At 72.5% G+C, this 18,636-nt stretch carries 13 protein-coding genes and 1 tRNA gene; 8 read left to right on the forward strand and 6 right to left on the reverse strand.

What is annotated here, in order from left to right:
* Positions 1-340 precede the first annotated feature (340 nt).
* Complete coding sequence (locus HQN59_RS00730; RefSeq protein WP_176065105.1) at positions 341-1,252, forward strand: caspase family protein; 912 nt, start codon at positions 341-343, stop codon at positions 1,250-1,252.
* 37 nt (positions 1,253-1,289) lie between these two features.
* The gene (locus tag HQN59_RS00735; RefSeq protein ID WP_176065107.1) at positions 1,290-6,893 is read left to right on the forward strand and encodes a DUF7379 domain-containing protein; all 5,604 of its coding nucleotides are present in this window, start codon (positions 1,290-1,292) and stop codon (positions 6,891-6,893) included.
* Between the two features lie 6 nt (positions 6,894-6,899).
* Here HQN59_RS00735 and HQN59_RS00740 read toward each other — a convergent pair whose 3' ends face one another.
* From HQN59_RS00740 to HQN59_RS00750, 3 genes are read right to left on the reverse strand one after another with little or no spacing between them, the layout of a single operon-like run.
* Positions 6,900-7,706 (reverse strand): SDR family oxidoreductase, encoded by an 807-nt coding sequence (locus tag HQN59_RS00740; protein ID WP_176065109.1) that lies wholly within the window; start codon positions 7,704-7,706, stop codon positions 6,900-6,902.
* Complete coding sequence (locus HQN59_RS00745) at positions 7,699-8,820, reverse strand: FHA domain-containing protein (protein ID WP_176065111.1); 1,122 nt, start codon at positions 8,818-8,820, stop codon at positions 7,699-7,701. Before HQN59_RS00745 ends, HQN59_RS00740 begins: the two co-directional genes overlap by 8 nt.
* Entirely contained in the window at positions 8,808-10,307 is a 1,500-nt protein-coding gene (locus HQN59_RS00750) for a S1C family serine protease (RefSeq protein WP_176065113.1), read from the reverse strand. The genes HQN59_RS00745 and HQN59_RS00750 overlap by 13 nt, the downstream gene beginning before the upstream one ends.
* Before the next feature lie 245 nt (positions 10,308-10,552).
* Here HQN59_RS00750 and HQN59_RS00755 point away from each other — a divergent pair, with 245 nt between their 5' ends.
* The 4 genes from HQN59_RS00755 to HQN59_RS00770 all read left to right on the forward strand — a co-directional run bounded on the left by HQN59_RS00755 (position 10,553) and on the right by HQN59_RS00770 (position 14,100).
* Entirely contained in the window at positions 10,553-11,590 is a 1,038-nt protein-coding gene (locus HQN59_RS00755) for an ABC transporter substrate-binding protein (protein WP_176065115.1), read from the forward strand.
* Positions 11,591-11,765: 175 nt separating this feature from the next.
* Positions 11,766-12,569: an ABC transporter ATP-binding protein gene (locus tag HQN59_RS00760; protein ID WP_176065117.1), complete on the forward strand. Its 804-nt coding sequence runs from the start codon at positions 11,766-11,768 to the stop codon at positions 12,567-12,569.
* Positions 12,570-12,667: 98 nt separating this feature from the next.
* Positions 12,668-13,501 (forward strand): ABC transporter permease, encoded by an 834-nt coding sequence (locus HQN59_RS00765; protein ID WP_176065119.1) that lies wholly within the window; start codon positions 12,668-12,670, stop codon positions 13,499-13,501.
* A gap of 152 nt (positions 13,502-13,653) precedes the next feature.
* The gene (locus HQN59_RS00770; protein ID WP_176065121.1) at positions 13,654-14,100 is read left to right on the forward strand and encodes a hypothetical protein; all 447 of its coding nucleotides are present in this window, start codon (positions 13,654-13,656) and stop codon (positions 14,098-14,100) included.
* A gap of 70 nt (positions 14,101-14,170) precedes the next feature.
* Here HQN59_RS00770 and HQN59_RS00775 read toward each other — a convergent pair whose 3' ends face one another.
* Entirely contained in the window at positions 14,171-15,691 is a 1,521-nt protein-coding gene (locus HQN59_RS00775; RefSeq protein WP_280926621.1) for a CoA-acylating methylmalonate-semialdehyde dehydrogenase, read from the reverse strand.
* 162 nt (positions 15,692-15,853) lie between these two features.
* On the opposite strand from HQN59_RS00775, the gene HQN59_RS00780 reads away from it, so the two are divergent.
* Positions 15,854-16,558: a class I SAM-dependent methyltransferase gene (locus HQN59_RS00780; protein ID WP_176065123.1), complete on the forward strand. Its 705-nt coding sequence runs from the start codon at positions 15,854-15,856 to the stop codon at positions 16,556-16,558.
* Between the two features lie 128 nt (positions 16,559-16,686).
* On the opposite strand, the gene HQN59_RS00785 is transcribed toward HQN59_RS00780, so the two are convergent.
* Positions 16,687-16,762, reverse strand: a tRNA-Arg gene (locus HQN59_RS00785).
* Between the two features lie 264 nt (positions 16,763-17,026).
* Between HQN59_RS00785 and HQN59_RS00790 the strand changes: the two genes are divergently transcribed.
* Positions 17,027-17,992: a c-type cytochrome gene (locus HQN59_RS00790; RefSeq protein WP_176065125.1), complete on the forward strand. Its 966-nt coding sequence runs from the start codon at positions 17,027-17,029 to the stop codon at positions 17,990-17,992.
* Positions 17,993-18,062: 70 nt separating this feature from the next.
* Here HQN59_RS00790 and HQN59_RS00795 read toward each other — a convergent pair whose 3' ends face one another.
* Entirely contained in the window at positions 18,063-18,635 is a 573-nt protein-coding gene (locus tag HQN59_RS00795; protein ID WP_176065126.1) for a DUF2946 family protein, read from the reverse strand.
* Between the last annotated feature and the right edge of the window lies 1 nt (position 18,636).

The following is an 18,636-nucleotide window of genomic DNA, read 5'->3' on the forward strand; positions in this document are numbered from 1 at the left end:
CCCGAATCCGCGCTTTGCTGCATGGTGCGGGCTGACGCGCCCCGGCGCTGAAACGGCGCCGGCGGGCGCGACCCGCCTGACCCGGCGACGGCGACCCTGCCCCATCCACTCGAAGAGGGGTTCCTCGGGGGTGCACGCGGATGTACTTTTCGCGCCGACTTGGTCACGATGCGGCGCGGCAGGCGCGCCGGTGTCTGGAGCCCGGGGTGCGGGCCGCACGACGGGGCGCCGCCGCGCGAAGCCGACGCCACCAGCCTTGCCCTCGCGCCGACTCCCCATCGGCGCGTGCGGCTCGACGCACACGGTCGCGTGCCACGTCGCTCGGCATACGGAGGAACCCATGGCCACCAAGGCATTGCCCGCGAAGAAGGCGGCGCGCCCGCAGGCGCTCTCGCTGCACATCGGCCTGAACGCCGTGAGTCCGGCGGCGTACGCCGGCTGGAGCGGACCGCTCGCCGCATGCGAGTTCGACGCCAACGACATGGCGGCGATCGCCACGTCGAAAGGCATGAAGGCGACCACGCTGCTGACCCGGCGCGCGACGCGCGACGCGGTGCTGAAGGCGATGCGTGCCGCGAGCAGCACGCTCGGCGCCGGCGACTTCTTCTTCTTGACGTACTCGGGGCACGGCGGGCAGATCCCCGACGTCTCGGGCGAGGAGGTCGACAAGAAGGACGAGACCTGGTGCCTGTTCGACGGCCAGCTGATCGACGACGAGCTCTACCTCGAGCTCAGCCGCTTCAAGGCGGGCGTGCGGGTGCTGGTGCTTTCGGACAGCTGTCACAGCGGCACCGTCACGCGCAACGCGATGATGCCCGTGAAGACCGAGCCGTCGCAGCGCCCGAAGCTGATGCCGCCGGCGGTCGCGATGCGCACCTATCGCGACCACCAGGCGTTCTACGACGGGCTTCAGCTCGACGTCGCCAAGGCCGCCGGCGACCGTCCGGTCGACCCGGACAGCGCGCTCGCCCAGGTGGCGGTGAGCAACCGTCTCGGCGCCATCGTCAAGCAGTTCGCGCCGGCGGTGGTGCTGATCTCGGGCTGCCAGGACAACCAGACCTCGATGGACGGCGAGCACAACGGCGCGTTCACCGAACAGCTGCTCGCCGTCTGGGAGCAGGGCCGCTTCAAGGGCAACTACGCGAGCTTGCACGCGCGCATCCGCTCGCGCCTGCCGCCGACGCAGTCGCCGAACCTGTTCGCGCTCGGCGACGCCGCGGCGTTCCTGGCGCAGGCGCCGTTCACCGTATGACGTGCGCCGAGGCCGCACCCCGGAGCGCGCTCTGAGCATGGCCGCGCATCCCGCCGAGATCACGTTCCGGGTTCCCGGACAGCCCGAGCCCGGCGCCACTGCCGCGAGCGCCGCCGCCACGCGCGGCGGCAGCGCCGACGCACCGCCGGCGACCGTCGTCGCCTCGGTGCGCGTCGGCACCGCGCGCGACGCCGGCGGCGTGGTGACGGTCACCGCGCGGCCCGACCGCGACGTCGTCGTGCTCGGCATCGCCAACGGGCCGACGCTGGTGCTGAACCCGCTCGACGCGCGCGACCTGCTGCGCGCCCAGCAGGGCGCGGCGACGCGCAGCGCGAGCGCCGGCAGCGGCGACGTCGCGGTGCCGGTGCAGCTGGGCTGGCCCGGCCTCGAGGCGGCGGCGACGCGCGGTGCGACGCGGGGCTGGATGGGCCAGGCCGCGCTCGGCCTGTTCCAGGTGGTCACCGGGCCGCTGCAGGGCACGGCGGTCGACCTGGTCTCGGCGGCGGTCACGAAGCGCGTCGACGGTGCGGTCGACGCCGGCGTCTACCAGCTGACGACGGACCTGCCCGGCAAGCTCAAGGGCAGCAGCGCGCGCCGCGACAAGGTGCCATCGGCCCCCGACGGCGGGCCGCTGCTGGTGCTGGTCCACGGCACCTTCGTCGACACCGCGAGCACCTTCGGCAAGCTCTGGGTCCACCACGGCTCGGTGGTGCGCGACCTTTTCGCGCGCTACGCCGGCCGCGTCTACGCGCTCGACCACCCGACGATGGGCGAGAGCCCGATCGCCAACGCGCTGACGCTGGCGCGCGCGCTGCCGCCGGGTGCGCGCGTGCACCTGGTGACGCATTCGCGCGGCGGCCTCGTCGCCGAAGCGCTGGCGCGCGCCTGTGCCGGCATCGCCCCGACGGAGCTCGACGCGCTGTTCGCCGGCCCGGGCTTCGAGAAGCACCGCGACGAGCTGCGCGCGCTGGTCGACGAGGCGCAGGGCAAGGGGCTGCGCGTCGAGCGCATCGTGCGCGTCGCCTGCCCGGCGCGCGGCACGCTGCTCGCGTCGAAGCGGCTCGATGCCTACGTCTCCGTTCTCAAGTGGTGCCTCGAGCTCGCGAGCGTGCCCGTCGCGCCCGAGCTCGTCGACTTCCTGCACGAGGTGGCGCAGCGCCGCGCCAGGCCCGACGAGCTGCCGGGGCTCGAGGCCATGATGCCCGGGAGCCCGGTGCTCGAGTGGCTGAACGGCGCGCCGCCGCAGCCGATCGCGGGCGATCTGCGCGTGGTCGCCGGCGACCTCGAGGGCGACTCCGTCGGCTCGTGGGTGAAGACGCTGCTCGCCGACGCGTTCTACTGGACCGACAACGACCTCGTGGTGCAGACGCGCTCGATGTACGGCGGCGCGCCGCGCGCCGGCAGCGCCGGTGCCGCCGAGTCGTCGGGCGCGACCTTCCTGCTCGACCGTGGCGGCAAGGTCACCCACTTCAACTACTTCGCCAACGAGCGCACCGTGCGCGCGCTCGCAGCGGCGCTCGCCGACGACCTGCCCGACGACTTCCGCGCGATCGGGCCGCTCTCGTGGGCCGGGCGCGATGCGAGCGGCACGCGGGCGGCACGCGCGGTGGCGCGCTCGCGCGGCGCGAGCCCGGAGCGCGCTGCCGAGCGCCCGGCCGTGTTCGTGCTGCCCGGCATCCTGGGCTCCAACCTCAAGGTCGACGGGCACCGGCTCTGGCTCGGCGCGCGCTTCGTCAACGGCCTCGAGCGGCTGGCGTGGGACCCGGCCACCGCCGCGTCGGTCGAGCCGGACGGGCCGATCGACGGCGTTTACGGCGACCTGATCGAGCGCCTTGCCGACAGCCACGAGGTGATCCCGTTCGCGTTCGACTGGCGCCGTCCGATCGAGGACGAGGCGCGCCGCCTCGCCGACGCGATCGAGGCCGCGCTGACGGCTCGCCACGAATCGCAACAGCCGGTGCGTCTCGTCGCCCATTCGATGGGCGGCCTGGTCGCGCGCGCGGTGCAGCTCGAGCGCCCCGCGACCTGGCAACGCCTGCTCGCGCGGCCCGGCGCCCGCGTGCTCATGCTCGGCACGCCGAACGCCGGGTCGTGGTCGCCGATGCAGACGCTTTCGGGTGACGACACCTTCGGCAACGCGCTGGTCGCGTTCGGGTCGATCTTCGACGATGCCGGCGCACGCGAGCTGATGGCGGCGATGCCTGGCTTCATCCAGTTGCAGGCCGACCTGCTCGACCCGACGCTGCAGCTCGACCGCGCCGCCACCTGGCAGCAGCTCGCGGACGACGACGTCGCGCGGCTGGTGGAGCGCAGCCTCTGGCATGACGAGGGCCCGCAGCGCACGATCTACCGCTGGGGCGCGCCGCCGCAAGGCGTGCTCGACCAGGCGGTGGCGCTGCGGCGCCGCCTCGACGGCCAGGCGCTCGCGCTCGGCGCCGACGCCGAGAAGCTTCTGCTCGTGGTCGGGCAGGCGCCGTTCACGCCGGCCGGCATCAGCCTCGGCATCGACGGCCTCGAGTACCTGGGCGCCGCCGACATCGGCGACGGCCGCGTCACCCACGCGAGCGCGTGCCTGCCGGGCGTTCGCACCTGGCGCGTCGCCGCGACGCACGGCGACCTGCCGAGCGCGGCCGACGCGTTCGCGGCGTACGTCGAGCTGCTGCAGACCGGCACGACCAGCGCGCTCGAGCCGTTCGATCGCCGCGGCCTCGCGCGCGGCGTGCCGCCGCCGGCGCTGCGTGGAAGCGGACCTGCGGGCAGCCCGGGCGCGCCGTCGGGCGCCGCAACGCCGCCCGGCGCGGCTCCGGGCGCGGCCGGCTGGATCCGCAGCCGCCCTTCGCGCAGCGTGCAGCCGTCGGCGCCACCCTCGCGTCACGCGGACGTGTTCGCGATCTGGCAGGCGGCGACACGCACCCCGGCGCTGCAGGTCGCGGTGCTCAACGCCGACCTCAAGTTCATCCGCCAGCCGCTGCTGCTCGGGCACTACCGCGCGATGAAGCTCACCGGCACCGAGGCGGTGGTCGACCGGCTCGTCGCCCGCACCATGAGCCGCTCGCTCGCGACGGGCCTCTATCCCGACGCGCCCGGCGAGTACCAGGTCTTCGGCAACCGCCGCGAGGACCCGGCCAACGTGTTCGACATGGCTCGGCCCGAGGCCGCCGTGGTGGTCGGCCTCGGCGAGGAAGGCAAGCTGCGCGCGGCCGACCTCACGTTCACGGTGCGCCAGGCGGTGCTCGCCTACGCACAGCGCGTAGCCGAGCTGAGCGGCGGCGGCGCAACCGACTTCGAGATGGCGGCGACGCTGATCGGCAGCGGCGGCACCGGCATCAGCCCCGGCAGCGCGGCCCAGCTCGTCGTGCAGGGCGGCATCGACGCCAACGAACGCCTGCGCGAGGTCGGCTGGCCGACGCTGCGCCAGCTCACGCTGGTCGAGCTGTACCTCGAGCGCGCCACCGACGCCTGGCGCGCGGTGCAGCTGCAGGAGGTCGCGACACCGAACCGGCTGAAGCTCGCCGGGCCGATCGTCTCGGGCACCGGCGCGCTGCTGCGCTCGCTCGACTCGAACTATCGCGGCACTGCGTACGACCTGATCAGCGCGCGCACCGTCAGCACCTCGCCCGGAGAGCGCTGCATCGCGTTCACCCTCGACACCCGGCGCGCGCGCGCCGAGGTGCGCGCACAGCACGCGCAGGGCTCGCTGCTGAAGGAGCTGGTGCTGAAGGCGTCCAACGACGCCAATCGCGACCCGCTGATCGGCCGCACCCTGTTCAACCTGCTGGTTCCGGTCGAGATGGAGGTCTTTCTCGGGGGCACCACCGAGATGGTGATCGAGCTCGACGAGGGCACCGCCGGAATCCCCTGGGAGCTGCTCGACACCAACCCCGATCCGCAGGCCGCCGACAAGCGCCCGTGGGCGATCCGCAGCAAGCTGATCCGGCGCCTGCGCGTCGAGAACTTTCGCGCCCAGGTGCACGACGCGAGCGCCGACGACAGCGTGCTCGTGATCGGCGAGCCCAAGTGCAGCTATCCGCCGCTGCCGGGCGCGCGCAGCGAGGCGCAGGCGGTCGGCCGGCGCCTCGCCGCGCGCGACGTCGGCGTCGCACCCGACAAGCTGCGCCTGCTGGTCGACAACGACGACGCGCAGACGATCATCAACGCGCTCTTCGAGCGCCCGTACCGGGTGATCCACATCGCCGGCCACGGTGCGCCGCACCGCAGCGGCGGCGTCGTCCTGTCGGGCGCCGACACCTACCTGGGCGCCAACGAGGTGCGCGCGATGCGGGTGACGCCGGAGCTGGTGTTCCTCAACTGCTGCCATCTCGCCGGCCGCGACAGCGCGGGGGTGCTGCAGCCCTACGACCGCGCCGAGTTCGCTGCGAACATCGCCGACGAGCTGATCCGCGGCGGCGTGCGCTGCGTCGTCGCCGCCGGCTGGGCGGTCGAGGACGGCCCCGCCGAGGAGTTCGCGACCGCGTTCTACGGCGCGCTGCTCGGCGGCGCCCGCTTCATCGACGCGGTGGCGCGCGCGCGCCAGGCCGCATGGGCGGCCAACCCGCAGGGCAACACCTGGGCCGCGTACCAGTGCTATGGCGACCCCGACTGGCACTGGCGGCGCCAGGTTGGCGACGCGCAGGCGCAAACGGCATCGCTCACCGACCGTTTTGCGGGCATCGCGGCACCGTCACTGCTCGAGCTGGCGCTCGACAACATCGCCACCACCTGTCGCAGCGCCGGCGCGGACGGCGGCGACGCGCTCGCGGGCCCGCGCGAGGACGTGCGCTACCTCGAATCGCGGTTCGGCGCGCGCTGGGGCGACGAGGGTGCGGTCGCCGAGGCGTTCGGCAATGCCTACGAGGCCGTCAACGACGTCGAGGCGGCGATCGGCTGGCGGCGGCGCGCGCTCACCGCGGCCGACGGCGGCGCGTCGTTCAAGGCAGCCGAGCAGCTCGGCAACCACCTGGTGCGGCACGGCGCCAAGCTCGCCGACCGCGCCGCCGCCCGGGTGGCCATCGACGAAGGACTCGAGCTGCTCGAGAAGTTGGTGCAGCTCCGACCGACGTTCGAGCGCGCCTCGCTGCTCGGCTCGGCGTACAAGCGCCTGACCATGCTCGAGTGGCAGGCGCGGCGGCGCGACGCCGCCGCCGCCGCGCTCGCGAAAGCGGTCGAGCACTACGAGCGCGGCGCCGCGCTGGCACGCGACGAAGCCGCGCCGAACCTGTTCTATCCGCTCAAGAACGGCATCAGCTGCCAGTTGCGCGCGGCGTTCCTGCAGCGCCGCCTCGACCCCACCGCGGCCGCGGTCGCAGGCCCGCGGGTCGATGCGGCACGTGCCCGGGCGGTCGGCGAGTCGCTCAAGCAGGCGGCGGCGAGCGCGCCCGACTTCTGGTCGGTGGTCGGCCAGACCGAGCTCGTGGTGCTGAACGCGATGGACGCCGGCAACCTGGCCGGCGTGCTGCCGGCGGTAAGCGAGCGCTTTCGCGAGCTGAAGGCGCGCGTTGCCGAACCCGTGAAATGGGACTCGGTCTACTCGGAGGCGCAGTTCACCTTGAAGCCCTACCGCCTGCTGCACCGCGCCGGAACGCCCGAGCGGCGCGCCGCACACGCGTTGCTCGCGCTGCTGAGGGAGCTGGCGAGCGCGTGAGGCGGCTCAGCGGCCGCCGCTGACGTCGAGGAAGGCCGCGGTGGTGTAGCTCGCCGCGTCCGAGAGCAGCCAGACGATCGCCTCGGCGACCTCGTCGGCGCTGCCGGTGCGCTGCATCGGGATCATCGGCACCATCTGGCGCGGCCGGTCCGGAACGCCGCCCGACGCATGAATGTCGGTCTCGATGATCCCCGGGCGGACCGCGTTGACGCGGATGCCTTCGGCGGCGACTTCCTTGGCCAGGCCGATCGTGAACGTCTCGATCGCGCCCTTGGCGGCCGCGTAGTCGACGTACTGCCCGGAACCGCCGAGGTGGGCGGCCGCCGACGACAGGTTGACGATCGCCCCGCCGCGCGCCCCGCCGGCCGCGCGCCAGCGCTGCTCGGCGTCGCGCGTCGACATGCGGCGCACCGCCTCGCGTGCGCAGACGAAGCTGCCGACCACGTTGATCGCGAACATGCGCTCGATGCGGGCGACGTCCATCGCATCGACGCGGCACGGCTGGTCGATCACGCCGGCGTTGTTGACCAGGCCGACGAGCGGCGGCAGCTCGCGGTCGATCGCCTCGAAGAGCCGCATCACGTCGGCTTCGCGAGCGACGTCGCCCTGCAGCGCGAGCGCCACGCCGCCGGCGGCGCGGATCTCGTCGACGATGCGATCGGCGGCGGCGCGATCGCTCGCGTAGTTCACCGCGACCGCGTGACCGCGCCGCCCCAGCAGGAGGCAGGTCGCGGCACCGATGCCGCGCGAGCCGCCGGTGACGAGCACCGTGCCGGGGGGCTGCACGCCCGCGGCAGCCGTGGCGTCATTCATCGTCGTTCGCCGGCTCGGGATCGCCGGCGCCGACGGGCTCGGCGGCACGCCGCTCGAGGTCGCCCTGCAGCGGCCTCATGCCGTCGATGAAGGCATCGACCGAATGCGCGGGCGCGACGCGGAACGAAGGCGGGAACAGATGGTTCATGTAGAGCTCGTCGCCGGCGCGATCGGTGCGCTGCAGATTCGACCAGATCGCCAGGCCGATCCCGACCAGCGCGCCGGTGATGGCGACGCCGCGCATGACGCGGGCGCGCGCCGGCTCGATCGCCAGCAGGTGGAAGTAGACCGCGGTCGCACCGATCAGATAGACCAGGACGAAATCGTAGTTGCTGACCGCCGGCCACGAGAAGGCGAACGCGACCAGCGGCGGCAGCACGCTGGCCACCATGAACGCGAGACTCGCGATCAGGAACACCCGCACGTGCCAGCCGAGATGGCTCTGCCGCGTGATGGTCTTGGAAAGCAGCGCCCAAGCGGCGCACCAGATCGCCGCGCCGCCGAGGCTGGTGATCAGCGTGTTGCCGAGCGCGCGTTCGAAGCCGACCGGGTCGCTCGCGAGCCAGGTGCCGAAGCCGACGCCGCCGAGCAGCAGCAGGGCGAGCAGCACCGAGGTGAGGCGGCGCGGCTCGCGCGCGGCCACCAGCGAAATCAGCTGCTCGGGCGCGAGTGCGGTGCCCGGCAGACGCAGGCGCAGGTGGGTGCGGCCGACCGTGAGCTCGACGTCCGCCGTGGGGGCCGCGAGCTCGGCGCGTTCGCCGCCCCGCACCCGGCGATCGCCGACCACGACCCCGTTGCGCGTTTCGCCGGCGTCGACGACCAGCGTGCCGCGGCGCGCGTCGAGCGCGACGTGGTGCGCGGCGACGTGCGGGTCGGTGAGGACGACGTCGTTGTCGAGTGCGCGCCCGATGGCGAGCGGCCAGCGCGTGACGTGCCAGGCTTGGCGCACCTGGCCGTCGCGGTCGAGCGCCTCGACGAGGGCGGGGAGGGTGGGCGTCGCCGCGTGCGCCGGCGTGGCCGGGTCGAGCGCCGGCGCGCCGGCGTCGCCCGGAACGCTCGCGGTGCCGAGGTCGATCGGCGCCTCCGGCGACGCGGAGCGGTTCAGCGGTTCCATCGATACGCCCCGATGTAGTGGCGTGCCAGACGCTGCGCGTTCTCGAAGGTCACGCCCTGCGCGTCGAAGCGGCCGAGCACCGCCGACTGCGGCTGGTCGAGCGTCGCGACCAGCACCGCGACGTCGAACAGCTGCGGCAGCTTCTTGTAGGCGCGCAGGCACACCACGGCGCGCAGCGTCAGCCCTTCACGGTCGACGTAGTCCTCGTGACACGTCGGCTTGGTCTGGTGCTGGGTCACGCCCGGACGCACGAACAGCTCGTTGCGAAAGCTCGCCGAGTAGCGGGCGGTGAAGCGCAGGGTGCCCAGCCGCGAGCCGTCGTAGGTCTCGTGGCGCAGCTCGATCACGCCGGTGGTCAGCTCGCCCGCGAAGATGCGCGACTCCATCGCGCAGTCGGAGCGCTCGAAATCGAGGCCGCCGGTCTTCGAGACCTCGCTGGTGCCCCAGCAGCGCATGAAGACGTCGGGGGGCACCGGCACCTGCAGGCGCGGATGGGTCGCGCTCTTCCAGCCCTGGCGAATGAAGCGCTCGGTGAGCGCGTCCTGATGCGCGCGCAGCTGCGCCGCGACGACCGGGTAAGCCGGCGTCGCGATCGGCGGGACGTTGCGGCCGCGCGCGAGCAGCTGGCTCGCGAACGTCGCGGGCACCAGGAAGCTGACCTGCTCGCCGTCGCCGCGGCGCGCGACGTTGATGCCGACGACGCGGCCTTCCTCGTCGAGCGCCGGGCCGCCGCTCATGCCGGCGCTGAGAGCGCCGCCGAAGAAGATCTGCGGGTAGAAGCTCCGCCGCACCATGCCGTTGTAGGTGCCTTGCGTGAACGCGAAGCCGACGTCCAGCGGGTTGCCGAGCGAGTAGATGCGCTCGCCCTGCGCCAGCGCCTCGGCCTCGGGCCGGAACTCGAGCGATTCGAAACTGCGCGGCTGCGGGTCGGCCGCCTTCAGCAACGCCAGGTCGTGCAGCACGTCGATCTGCAGGATCTGCACCGGCGCCTCGCGGCCGTCGGCGGTCACGTAGACGAGGTCGTGGCGCTCGGGCTTGAGGGCGGCGTCGGCGACGACGTGGAAGTTGGAAACGATGTGACCTTCGGGAGTCACGAAGAAGCCCGAACCGACCGAGGTCTGGCTCGCCCGGCCCTTGAGCAGGGTGCGGATCTGCACCAGGCGCGAGCGCGACTGCTCGTAGATCTTGCGCGCCGACAGCGAGAGCTGCGGCGGCGTTCCCGGGACCTGCGGCGTCGGGACGACGGCGCCAGGAACCTGCGGCGGCGGCGCGCCCGCACCGGCGCCCGGCGGCGCGACACGCGGGCCGAGCGGTGCCGGCGTGAGCGGCGAAGGAGCGACGAGCGGTGGTGCCGCGGCGTCGGGGAGGGGCAAGGCACCCACCGCGCCGGCGCGGTCACCGGCCGGCGGATTGGGCGCTGCCAGGGCGGCGCTCAGAGCGAACGCGAGCGCGGCGAATCCGGCGCTTCGCCAGCAACGCAATTTCATCGCGAGGGATTCTACGGGTCGCCTCCGGGACGACCCGTATGCGGGGGCTCGGCCTCGGACCCGGTGGCGGGTCGCGCCCGCGGCGTGCGGATCGGGGTTTGCCCGGACCCTCGCCGCCCGGGACGCCCGGCCCTGCATGGAAGAATCGGCGCGCCACGCGCGGCGCACCGTTGCCGCTCGGCGCGGTTCGCTCCGGCGGCCGCCGGCGCCGAAGCCCGCCCTGCGCGAACCCACGGAGATCCCTCATGCTGAACCGCCGTCACCTGCTCACCGCGTCGCTCGCCGGCAGCGCGCTCGCCGCCTGGCCGCTGCGCGGCAGCGCGCAGGCCCTCGAAAAGCCCAAGCTCACGCTCGCGGTGGGCGGCAAGAACCTGCTCTATTACCTGCCGCTCACCATCGCCGAGACGCAGGGCTTCTTCAAGGACGAGGGCCTCGACGTCACGATCGCCGACTTCGCCGGCGGCTCGCGTGCGCTGCAGGCGCTGGTCGGCGGCAGCGCCGACGTGGTCTCGGGCGCGTTCGAACACACGATCAACATGCAGGTGAAGGGCCAGCGCCTGCGCGCGTTCGTGCTGCAGGGCCGCGCGCCGCAGATCGTGCTCGGCGTCAACCCGAAGACGATGCCGAACTTCAAGTCGGTGGCCGACCTGCGCGGCAAGAAGATCGGCGTCACCGCGCCGGGCTCGTCGACCAACATCGTCGCCAACTTCGTGCTCGCCAAGGCGGGCATCAAGCCGAACGAGGTTTCGATCATCGGCGTCGGCGCGGGTCCGGGCGCGGTGGCCGCGATGCGCGCCGGCCAGATCGACGCCATGAGCAACCTCGACCCGGTGATCACGCTGCTGCTGCGCTCGGGCGACCTCAAGGTCGTCTCCGATACCCGCATCGTCGCCGAGGCCGACAAGGTGTTCGGCGGGCCGATGCCGGCGGCGTGCCTGTACACCCAGCAGAGCTTCATCGAGCGCAACCCGGCCACCGCGCAGGCGCTCGCCAACGCGATCGTGCGTGCCGACAGGTGGATCCAGCGCGCCGGCGCGAGCGACATCATCAAGGCGGTGCCCGAGAGCTACCTGCTCGGCGACCGTGCGGTCTACGTCGACGCCTTCCTCGCCGCCAAGGGCGCGCTGTCGCCCGACGGCATGATCCCCGAAGCCGGCGGCGAAACGGCGCGCCGCGCGCTCGCCAGCATCGACCCCGAGATCGCCGCCGCCAAGATCGACCTCGCCGCGATCTACACCAACGACTTCGTCAAGCGCGCGAATGCGAAGTACCCGAAGGGGTGAGTCCGGACGTACGGACGTCCCCGCGGACGTCCGTTCGCCGGACTCACGCCCTGGCGCCTGCAAGCGCCAGGGCCGGGCGCGAGTGCCTCAGAGAGGCGCCTGCTCTCGCGCCGCACGCACGTTCACACCCCTCCGCTGCCACGGTGGAGATTCATAGTCCGTGGCAACTCGACCCATGACCGCCCCCGCCCTCCTGCTCGACGGCGTCACCTGCACCTTCGTCTCGAAGGACGCGCCCGGCCAGCGCTACACGGCCGTGCAGGACGTCGACCTGCGCGTCGGCGCCGGCGAGTTCGTCTCGGTGGTCGGGCCGACCGGCTGCGGCAAGAGCACGCTGCTCAACGTCGCGGCCGGCCTGCTCGCGCCGAGCACCGGGCGCATCGAGGTGTTCGGCGAGCCGCTCGCCGGCATCAACCGGCGCGCCGGCTACATGTTCCAGAGCGAGAGCCTGATGCCGTGGCGCACCGCACTCGAGAACGTGATGGCGGGGCTCGAGTTCCGCGGCGCAACCGACGCGAAGGCGCGCGCGCTCGACTGGCTGCGCCGGGTCGGCCTCGGCGCCTTCGGCGACCGCTACCCGCACCAGCTGTCGGGCGGCATGCGCAAGCGCGTGAGCCTCGCGCAGACGCTGGTGCTCGACCCCGACATCATCCTGATGGACGAGCCGTTCTCGGCGCTCGACATCCAGACGCGCCAGCTGATGGAGAACGAGGTGCTCGCGCTGTGGGCCGAGAAGAAGAAGGCGGTGCTCTTCATCACCCATGACCTCGACGAAGCGATCGCGCTCTCGGACCGCGTGGTCTGCCTCGCGGCCGGACCGGGCTCGCACCCGATCGGCGAGTTCACCATCGACATCGAACGGCCGCGCGACGTCGCCGAGGTGCGCGCGACGCCGCGCTTCGTCGAGCTGCATCGCGCGATCTGGGGCGTCATGCGCGACGAGGTGCTCAAGGGCTATCGGCAGCAACTGGCCGCCTGACGAGCCGCGCGGCTTCGAGCCGAGCGCCGCGCCGCCCGCCAGGTTCCGCCTTCGAACGGTCTGACCATCCTTCCCGCACTCGAGCTCACGAGACCATCATGTCCCTCTGGCGCACGCTTCGCCCCGGCCCGCGCAACCTGCGCATCTGGCAGGTCGGCCTGCTCATCGCCGTGTTCGTGCTGTGGCACCTGCTGACGACGCCCGGGCTGATCCCGCCGCTCATGTTCGAGAACGACCGCCAGGCGGCGTTCTTCTTCGGCGAGCCGCTGAAGATCTTCGAGCGCATCGTCGCCTGGTTCTTCACCGGCCGCGACATCTACGAGCACCTCGCGGTCACGCTGATCGAGACCGCGCTCGCGTTCGCGATCGGCACCGTGCTCGGCCTCGGCTTCGGCCTCTGGCTCGCGCTGAGCCCGATCGCCGCGGCGATCACCGATCCCTACATCAAGGCGCTCAACAGCATGCCGCGGGTGATCCTCGCGCCGATTTTCGCGGTGTGGTTCGGCCTCGGTATCGCGAGCAAGGTCGCGCTCGGCGTCACGCTCGTCTTCTTCATCGTGTTCTTCAACGTCTACCAGGGCGTGAAGGAAGTGAGTCCGGTGGTGCTCGCCAACGCGCGCATGCTCGGCGCGTCGCGGCGCCAGCTGCTGCGCAGCGTCTACCTGCCGAGCGCGACGAGCTGGGTGTTCAGTTCGCTGCACACCAGCGTCGGCTTGGCGTTCGTCGGCGCGGTGGTCGGCGAATACCTCGGCTCGTCGCGGGGGGTGGGCTACCTGATCCTGCAGGCCGAGGGTGCGTTCGACATCAACACGGTGATGGCCGGCATCCTGGTGCTGACGCTGTTCGCGCTGATCCTCGACGCCGCCGTCGGCAGGCTCGAACGCCGCCTAATGAAGTGGCAGCCGGCGGCGGGCGAGACCGAGAAGCTGTAGCGGCCGGGAGCCGCGCTGCGGAGGTGCCGAGCCACTGACGGCAAGCCGTCGGTGCCCCGGTCGGCCTCGTCCGACGCGCTCATGCGCACTTGGCTCATCGTCGCTTCGCCGGTCGCGCGATAGGTTCGCAGTCTTCGCCCAGGAGACGAACCATGCGACCGCTCGCACCCCAGCTTCTCGTCGCCGCGCTCCTCGCCGCGTCCGCGCTCGCGGCCCGGGCGCAGCCTGCGTCCGACCCCGGCGCACCGCCGCCGCCCACCGTGCAGCGCGCCGGCAACATCGAATACGTGAACGGCGGCGGCGGCACGGAGACCCGCGACGCCATCGCGCGGCTCGAGCCCGGCTTCACGCTCAAGGTGGTGTTTAGCGAGGCGACCGGCGCGTTCACGGTCGCCGATCGCTTGGCGATCCGCGGCAACGGGGGCGAAGTGCTCTCGATCGCGAACGCCGGCCCGTGGGTGCTGGTCAAGCTGCCAGTCGGGCGCTACACGCTCGACGCCAGCGCCGGCGGGCAGACGCAGCAGAAGACGGTGACGGTCGGCAACAAGCTGCAGACCGTCAACTGGAGCTGGCCGGCGGCGGCGAAGCCGGCGCGCTAGTCGAGCCAGCCGTACCGCGGGCCACGCCGATCACAACGCGGCCTTCCGGCCGCGCGGTCGTGCGAGTCGGCTACTTCGAAGTCGGCATCACGAACTCGGCACCCTTCGGCGTGCTCGCGGGCCAGCGCTGCATCACCGACTTCTGCCGCGTGTAGAAGCGGACGCCTTCCTCGCCGTAGGTGTGGAGGTCTCCGAAGATGCTGCGCTTCCAGCCGCCGAATCCGTGCCACGCCATCGGCACCGGAATCGGCACGTTGATGCCGACCATGCCGATCTCGACACGTCGTGCGAACTCGCGCGCCACGTTGCCGTCGCTCGTGAAGCAGGCGACGCCGTTGCCGAACTCGTGCGCGTTGACGAGGTCGAGCGCGGCGTTGAAGTCCGCGACGCGCACGCACGACAGCACCGGGCCGAAGATCTCCTCGCGGTAGATCTTCATCTGCGGCGTCACGTTGTCGAACAGCGTGCCGCCGGTGAAGAAGCCCTGCTCGTGGCCGGGCACGGAGAGGCCCCGCCCGTCCGCGACCAGCGTCGCGCCCTCGGCGACACCCGACTCGATGTACGACTCGACGCGGTCCCTGGCCTCCTTCGATACCAGCGGGCCCATCTCGGCATCGCGCTCCATGCCGTTCTTGACGACGAGACCGACCGCGCGCTCCGCGAGCAGCGGCACGATGCGGTCGGCGATGTCGCCCACCAGCACCGCGACCGAGACCGCCATGCAGCGCTCGCCGGCAGAGCCGTAGGCGGCGCCGACCAGCGCGTCGACCGCCTGCTCGAGGTTGGCGTCCGGCATCACGACCATGTGGTTCTTGGCGCCGCCGAGCGCCTGCACGCGCTTGCCGTGGCGTGCGCCGGTCTCGTAGACGTGCTGGGCGATCGGCGTCGACCCGACGAACGACAGCGCCTTCACGTCCGGGTGCGCGAGCAGCGCGTCGACCACCACCTTGTCGCCCTGCACGACGTTGAACACGCCGTCCGGCAGCCCGGCCTGCTTCAGCAGGTCGGCCATCAGCAGCGACGGCGACGGGTCACGCTCGCTGGGCTTGAGGATGAAGCAGTTGCCGCACGCGATCGCCACCGGGAACATCCACATCGGGACCATCACCGGGAAGTTGAACGGCGTGACCCCGGCGACGATGCCCAGCGGCTGGCGCATCGTCCAGTTGTCGATGCCGGTCGAGACCTGATCGGTGTAGTCGCCCTTGAGCAGCTGCGGAATGCCGCACGCGAACTCGACGATGTCGATCCCGCGCATCACCTCGCCCTGCGCGTCGCTGAACACCTTGCCGTGCTCGGCCGTGATGATGGCGGCGAGCGCGTCCTTGTGCTGGTTCAGGAGCTGCAGGAACGCGTTCATCACGCGCGCGCGGCGCAGCGGCGGCGTGTCGGCCCAGGCCGGCAGCGCGGCCCGTGCCGCGTCGACGGCGAGTGCCACGTCGGACGCGTTGCCGAGCGAGACGTGGCGCGCGACCGCGCCCGTCGCCGGGTTCCACACCGGCTGGCGCCGCCCACCGGACGGCGCCACCGTCCGGCCGCCGATGTAGTGGCCGATGTCGTCCATGGTCGTGAATGCTTCGGGGGCGCCCATGCTGGCTCCTGGTTGTCGCGCGGAAGGTGTCAGTCTAGGCGGGTGCGCGGGCGACGTCGCCCGCTTCGACCGGTGCGCCCGTATTCGCGACGAATGCTCGAACAGACGCCTATCCTGCCGCCTCGCCCGGCGAATGCCGGCGCGCTCGACTGGAGGTACACGATGACCGAACCGCGTCCCGCGCTGCTCGAGGAGCAGATGGCGTACTACCGCGCCCGCGCCGCCGAGTACGACGAGTGGTGGCAGCGCACCGGCCGCTACGACCGCGGCGCCGAGCCGACCCGGCGCTGGAACACCGAGGTGGCGAGCGTCGAGGCGGCGCTCGGCGCCGCCGCGCTGACCGGCGACGTGCTCGAGGTCGCGTGCGGCACCGGCTGGTGGACCCAGCGCCTGGCGCGCAGCGCGCGCCAGCTCACGTGCATCGACGCCTCGCCCGAGACGCTCGACCTGAACCGCGAGCGCATCGCTCGTGCGGGCCTGGCGCTACCCCGCTACGAGATCGCGGATCTGTTCGACTGGACGCCGGCCGCAACCTACGACGCGGTGTTCTTCTCGTTCTGGCTCAGCCACGTGCCCGAGGACCGGTTCACTGCGTTCTGGGAGCGCGTCGCCGCCGCCCTGAAGCCGGGCGGCCGCGCCTACCTGATCGACTCGCTGCCCGACCCGACCTCGACCGCGAGCAACCACCATGCGCCCGATGCAGACGGCATCCAGGAGCGACGCCTCAACGACGGCCGGAGCTTTCGCATCGTCAAGATCTTCCGGGGACCCGAGGAACTGAACCGTCGCCTCGAGTCGCTCGGCTGGCAACCGGACATGCGGAGCACCGAGCGCTATTTCGTGTACGGAGCGGCGACGAGGGCTTGACCGGTCTGCTGCGCTGCCGCGAGCCGGGCAAGCGACGCCGCTGGCGGCGCGGCGTCGCGCGGACAAGCGGCGCGGAGCCGTGTGGGCGCCTGCGCATCCGCCCGGGTGAACCGGACAGCGAGGAAAGCTGGCGCGCCCGGCAGGTATCGAACCTGCAACCCCTGCCTTCGGAGGGCAGTACTCTATCCATTGAGCTACGGGCGCCGAGCGGCCGATTCTACGTGCGCGGGGGCGCACCGGGTCGGATGCGGGCAACTCCGGGGTGGCGCGGCAGCGGCGGGGGGTTCGGCGCGGCGTCGACTGGCGCGCCCGTTGCCTGCCAATTGGCGCTCACGGCACGCCGAGTGCAGCGGCCGGAGCCCGGAGCGACGCCGAGGCACGCCCCTTTATACTCGCGGGTCCTACGCAAAGTCGTTCGGCCGGGCGCCCAGCGTCACTTCTGCGTCATTGAACAAGTCGAGGCTCCTGATGACCGACGCCCACGAACCGATCGAGATCGACGAGCCCCACGAGGGGCCCATCAAGACCCCCAAGCAGCTCATCCTGGCCGTGATCTGGGCCTTCGTGATCCCGATCACCACCATCGTGCTGCTCGCGCTGTTCGTGCAGGCCCAGATCAAGCCGGGTGCCGGCAGCAACGTGCTCACCCCGCAAGCCGTGTCGGAGCGTCTGCGTCCGGTCGGCCATGTCGAGGTGAAGGACGCCACCGACGTCGCGTCGCTCAAGAACGGTCAGGAAGTGTTCACCGCGCAGTGCAGCGCGTGCCACACCCCGGGCTCGCTCGGCGCACCGAAGTTCGGCGACGCGGCGGCCTGGGCCGACCGCATCAAGACCGGCCTCGAGTCGCTGATCAAGTCGGCCGTCCACGGCAAGGGCGCGATGCCCCCGCAGGCCGGCGGCGATTTCAACGAGTTCGAGGTGGCTCGCGCGGTGGTCTACATGACCAACCAGTCGGGCGCGTCGTTCCCCGAGCCGAAGCCGCCGGCGCCGGTGAACCCGGCCGACACCGCCGCCGCTGCCGGCGCGCCGACGACCACGACCGCGCTCTCGACCGCGACCGTCGCACCCAGCCCCGGTGTTGACGCCAACGCCGGCCGCCAGCCGTCCGAGCTGTCGCCGCCCGCCGGCGGGTCGATGACCGCGTCGACCTCCGGGCCGACCGCGGCGGCCACCCAACCGGCGGTCGCGACCCCCGCGGCCAACCCGCCGCCGCTCTACGCGCAGTCGTGCGCGGTCTGCCACGGCGCCGGCGTGGCGGGCGCGCCCAAGCTGGGCGACAAGGCGGCCTGGGCGCCGCGCATCGCACAAGGCATCGACACCCTGACCACGCACGCCATCACCGGCAAGGGTGCGATGCCGCCGCGCGGCGGTTCGACCGCCAGCGATGCGGACATCCGCACGGTGGTCACCTACATGGTCAGCGCGTCGAAGTAGACGCCTTCGAGGCTGCGGCCGGTCGGGAGACCCGCCGCAGCCCGCGCCCCGCTCGCGAACCTGCCGAGCCTCAGGAGCCAGCCGCTCCCTCGGAGCCCGGCCTCAACCGATAGCCGAAGCGCTGCGCCAGCTCCGCGAGCCGGCACTCCTCGGGCAGCCACGCGCCGCGCTCCACCACGTCGGCTGCCGCATGCATGTCGAGCGTGTGGACCACGCCGACGCCGATGTCGGTGTCGAGAAAGAGCCGGCCCGCCTCGTCGACCCAGCAGCTCGCGACCTGCGCGGCGCGCCCGGTGTGACTGACGACGCGCGAGGGATCGACCGCGGCACCGTCGTTCGCCGCGGCACCGCGCGTGTCGACGAGGCGCCAGACGTAGGGCGCCGCCTCGAGTTCGACGTAGACCCGCTGCGGGCCGTTCTGGAAGAACCACGCGCCCGCGTCGTCGCTCGCATAGTTGCGCTCGATGAAGGCACGCAGCCCCGGGTGCTCGATGCGGCTGCCCTTGACCGCGGGGAACGCGCCCGCCGCCTGCGCCGCCTCGTCGCGCAGGTACCAGTCGCCGCGCGCGTCGAGCCCGAGCCATCCGTAGCAGTGCGGCACGTTGGGCCACTTGCGCAGCGCGGCTTCGACGATCTCGTCCACG

The organism is Rhizobacter koreensis, from assembly GCF_013366375.1.
GTDB lineage: Bacteria > Pseudomonadota > Gammaproteobacteria > Burkholderiales > Burkholderiaceae_C > Schlegelella_A > Schlegelella_A koreensis.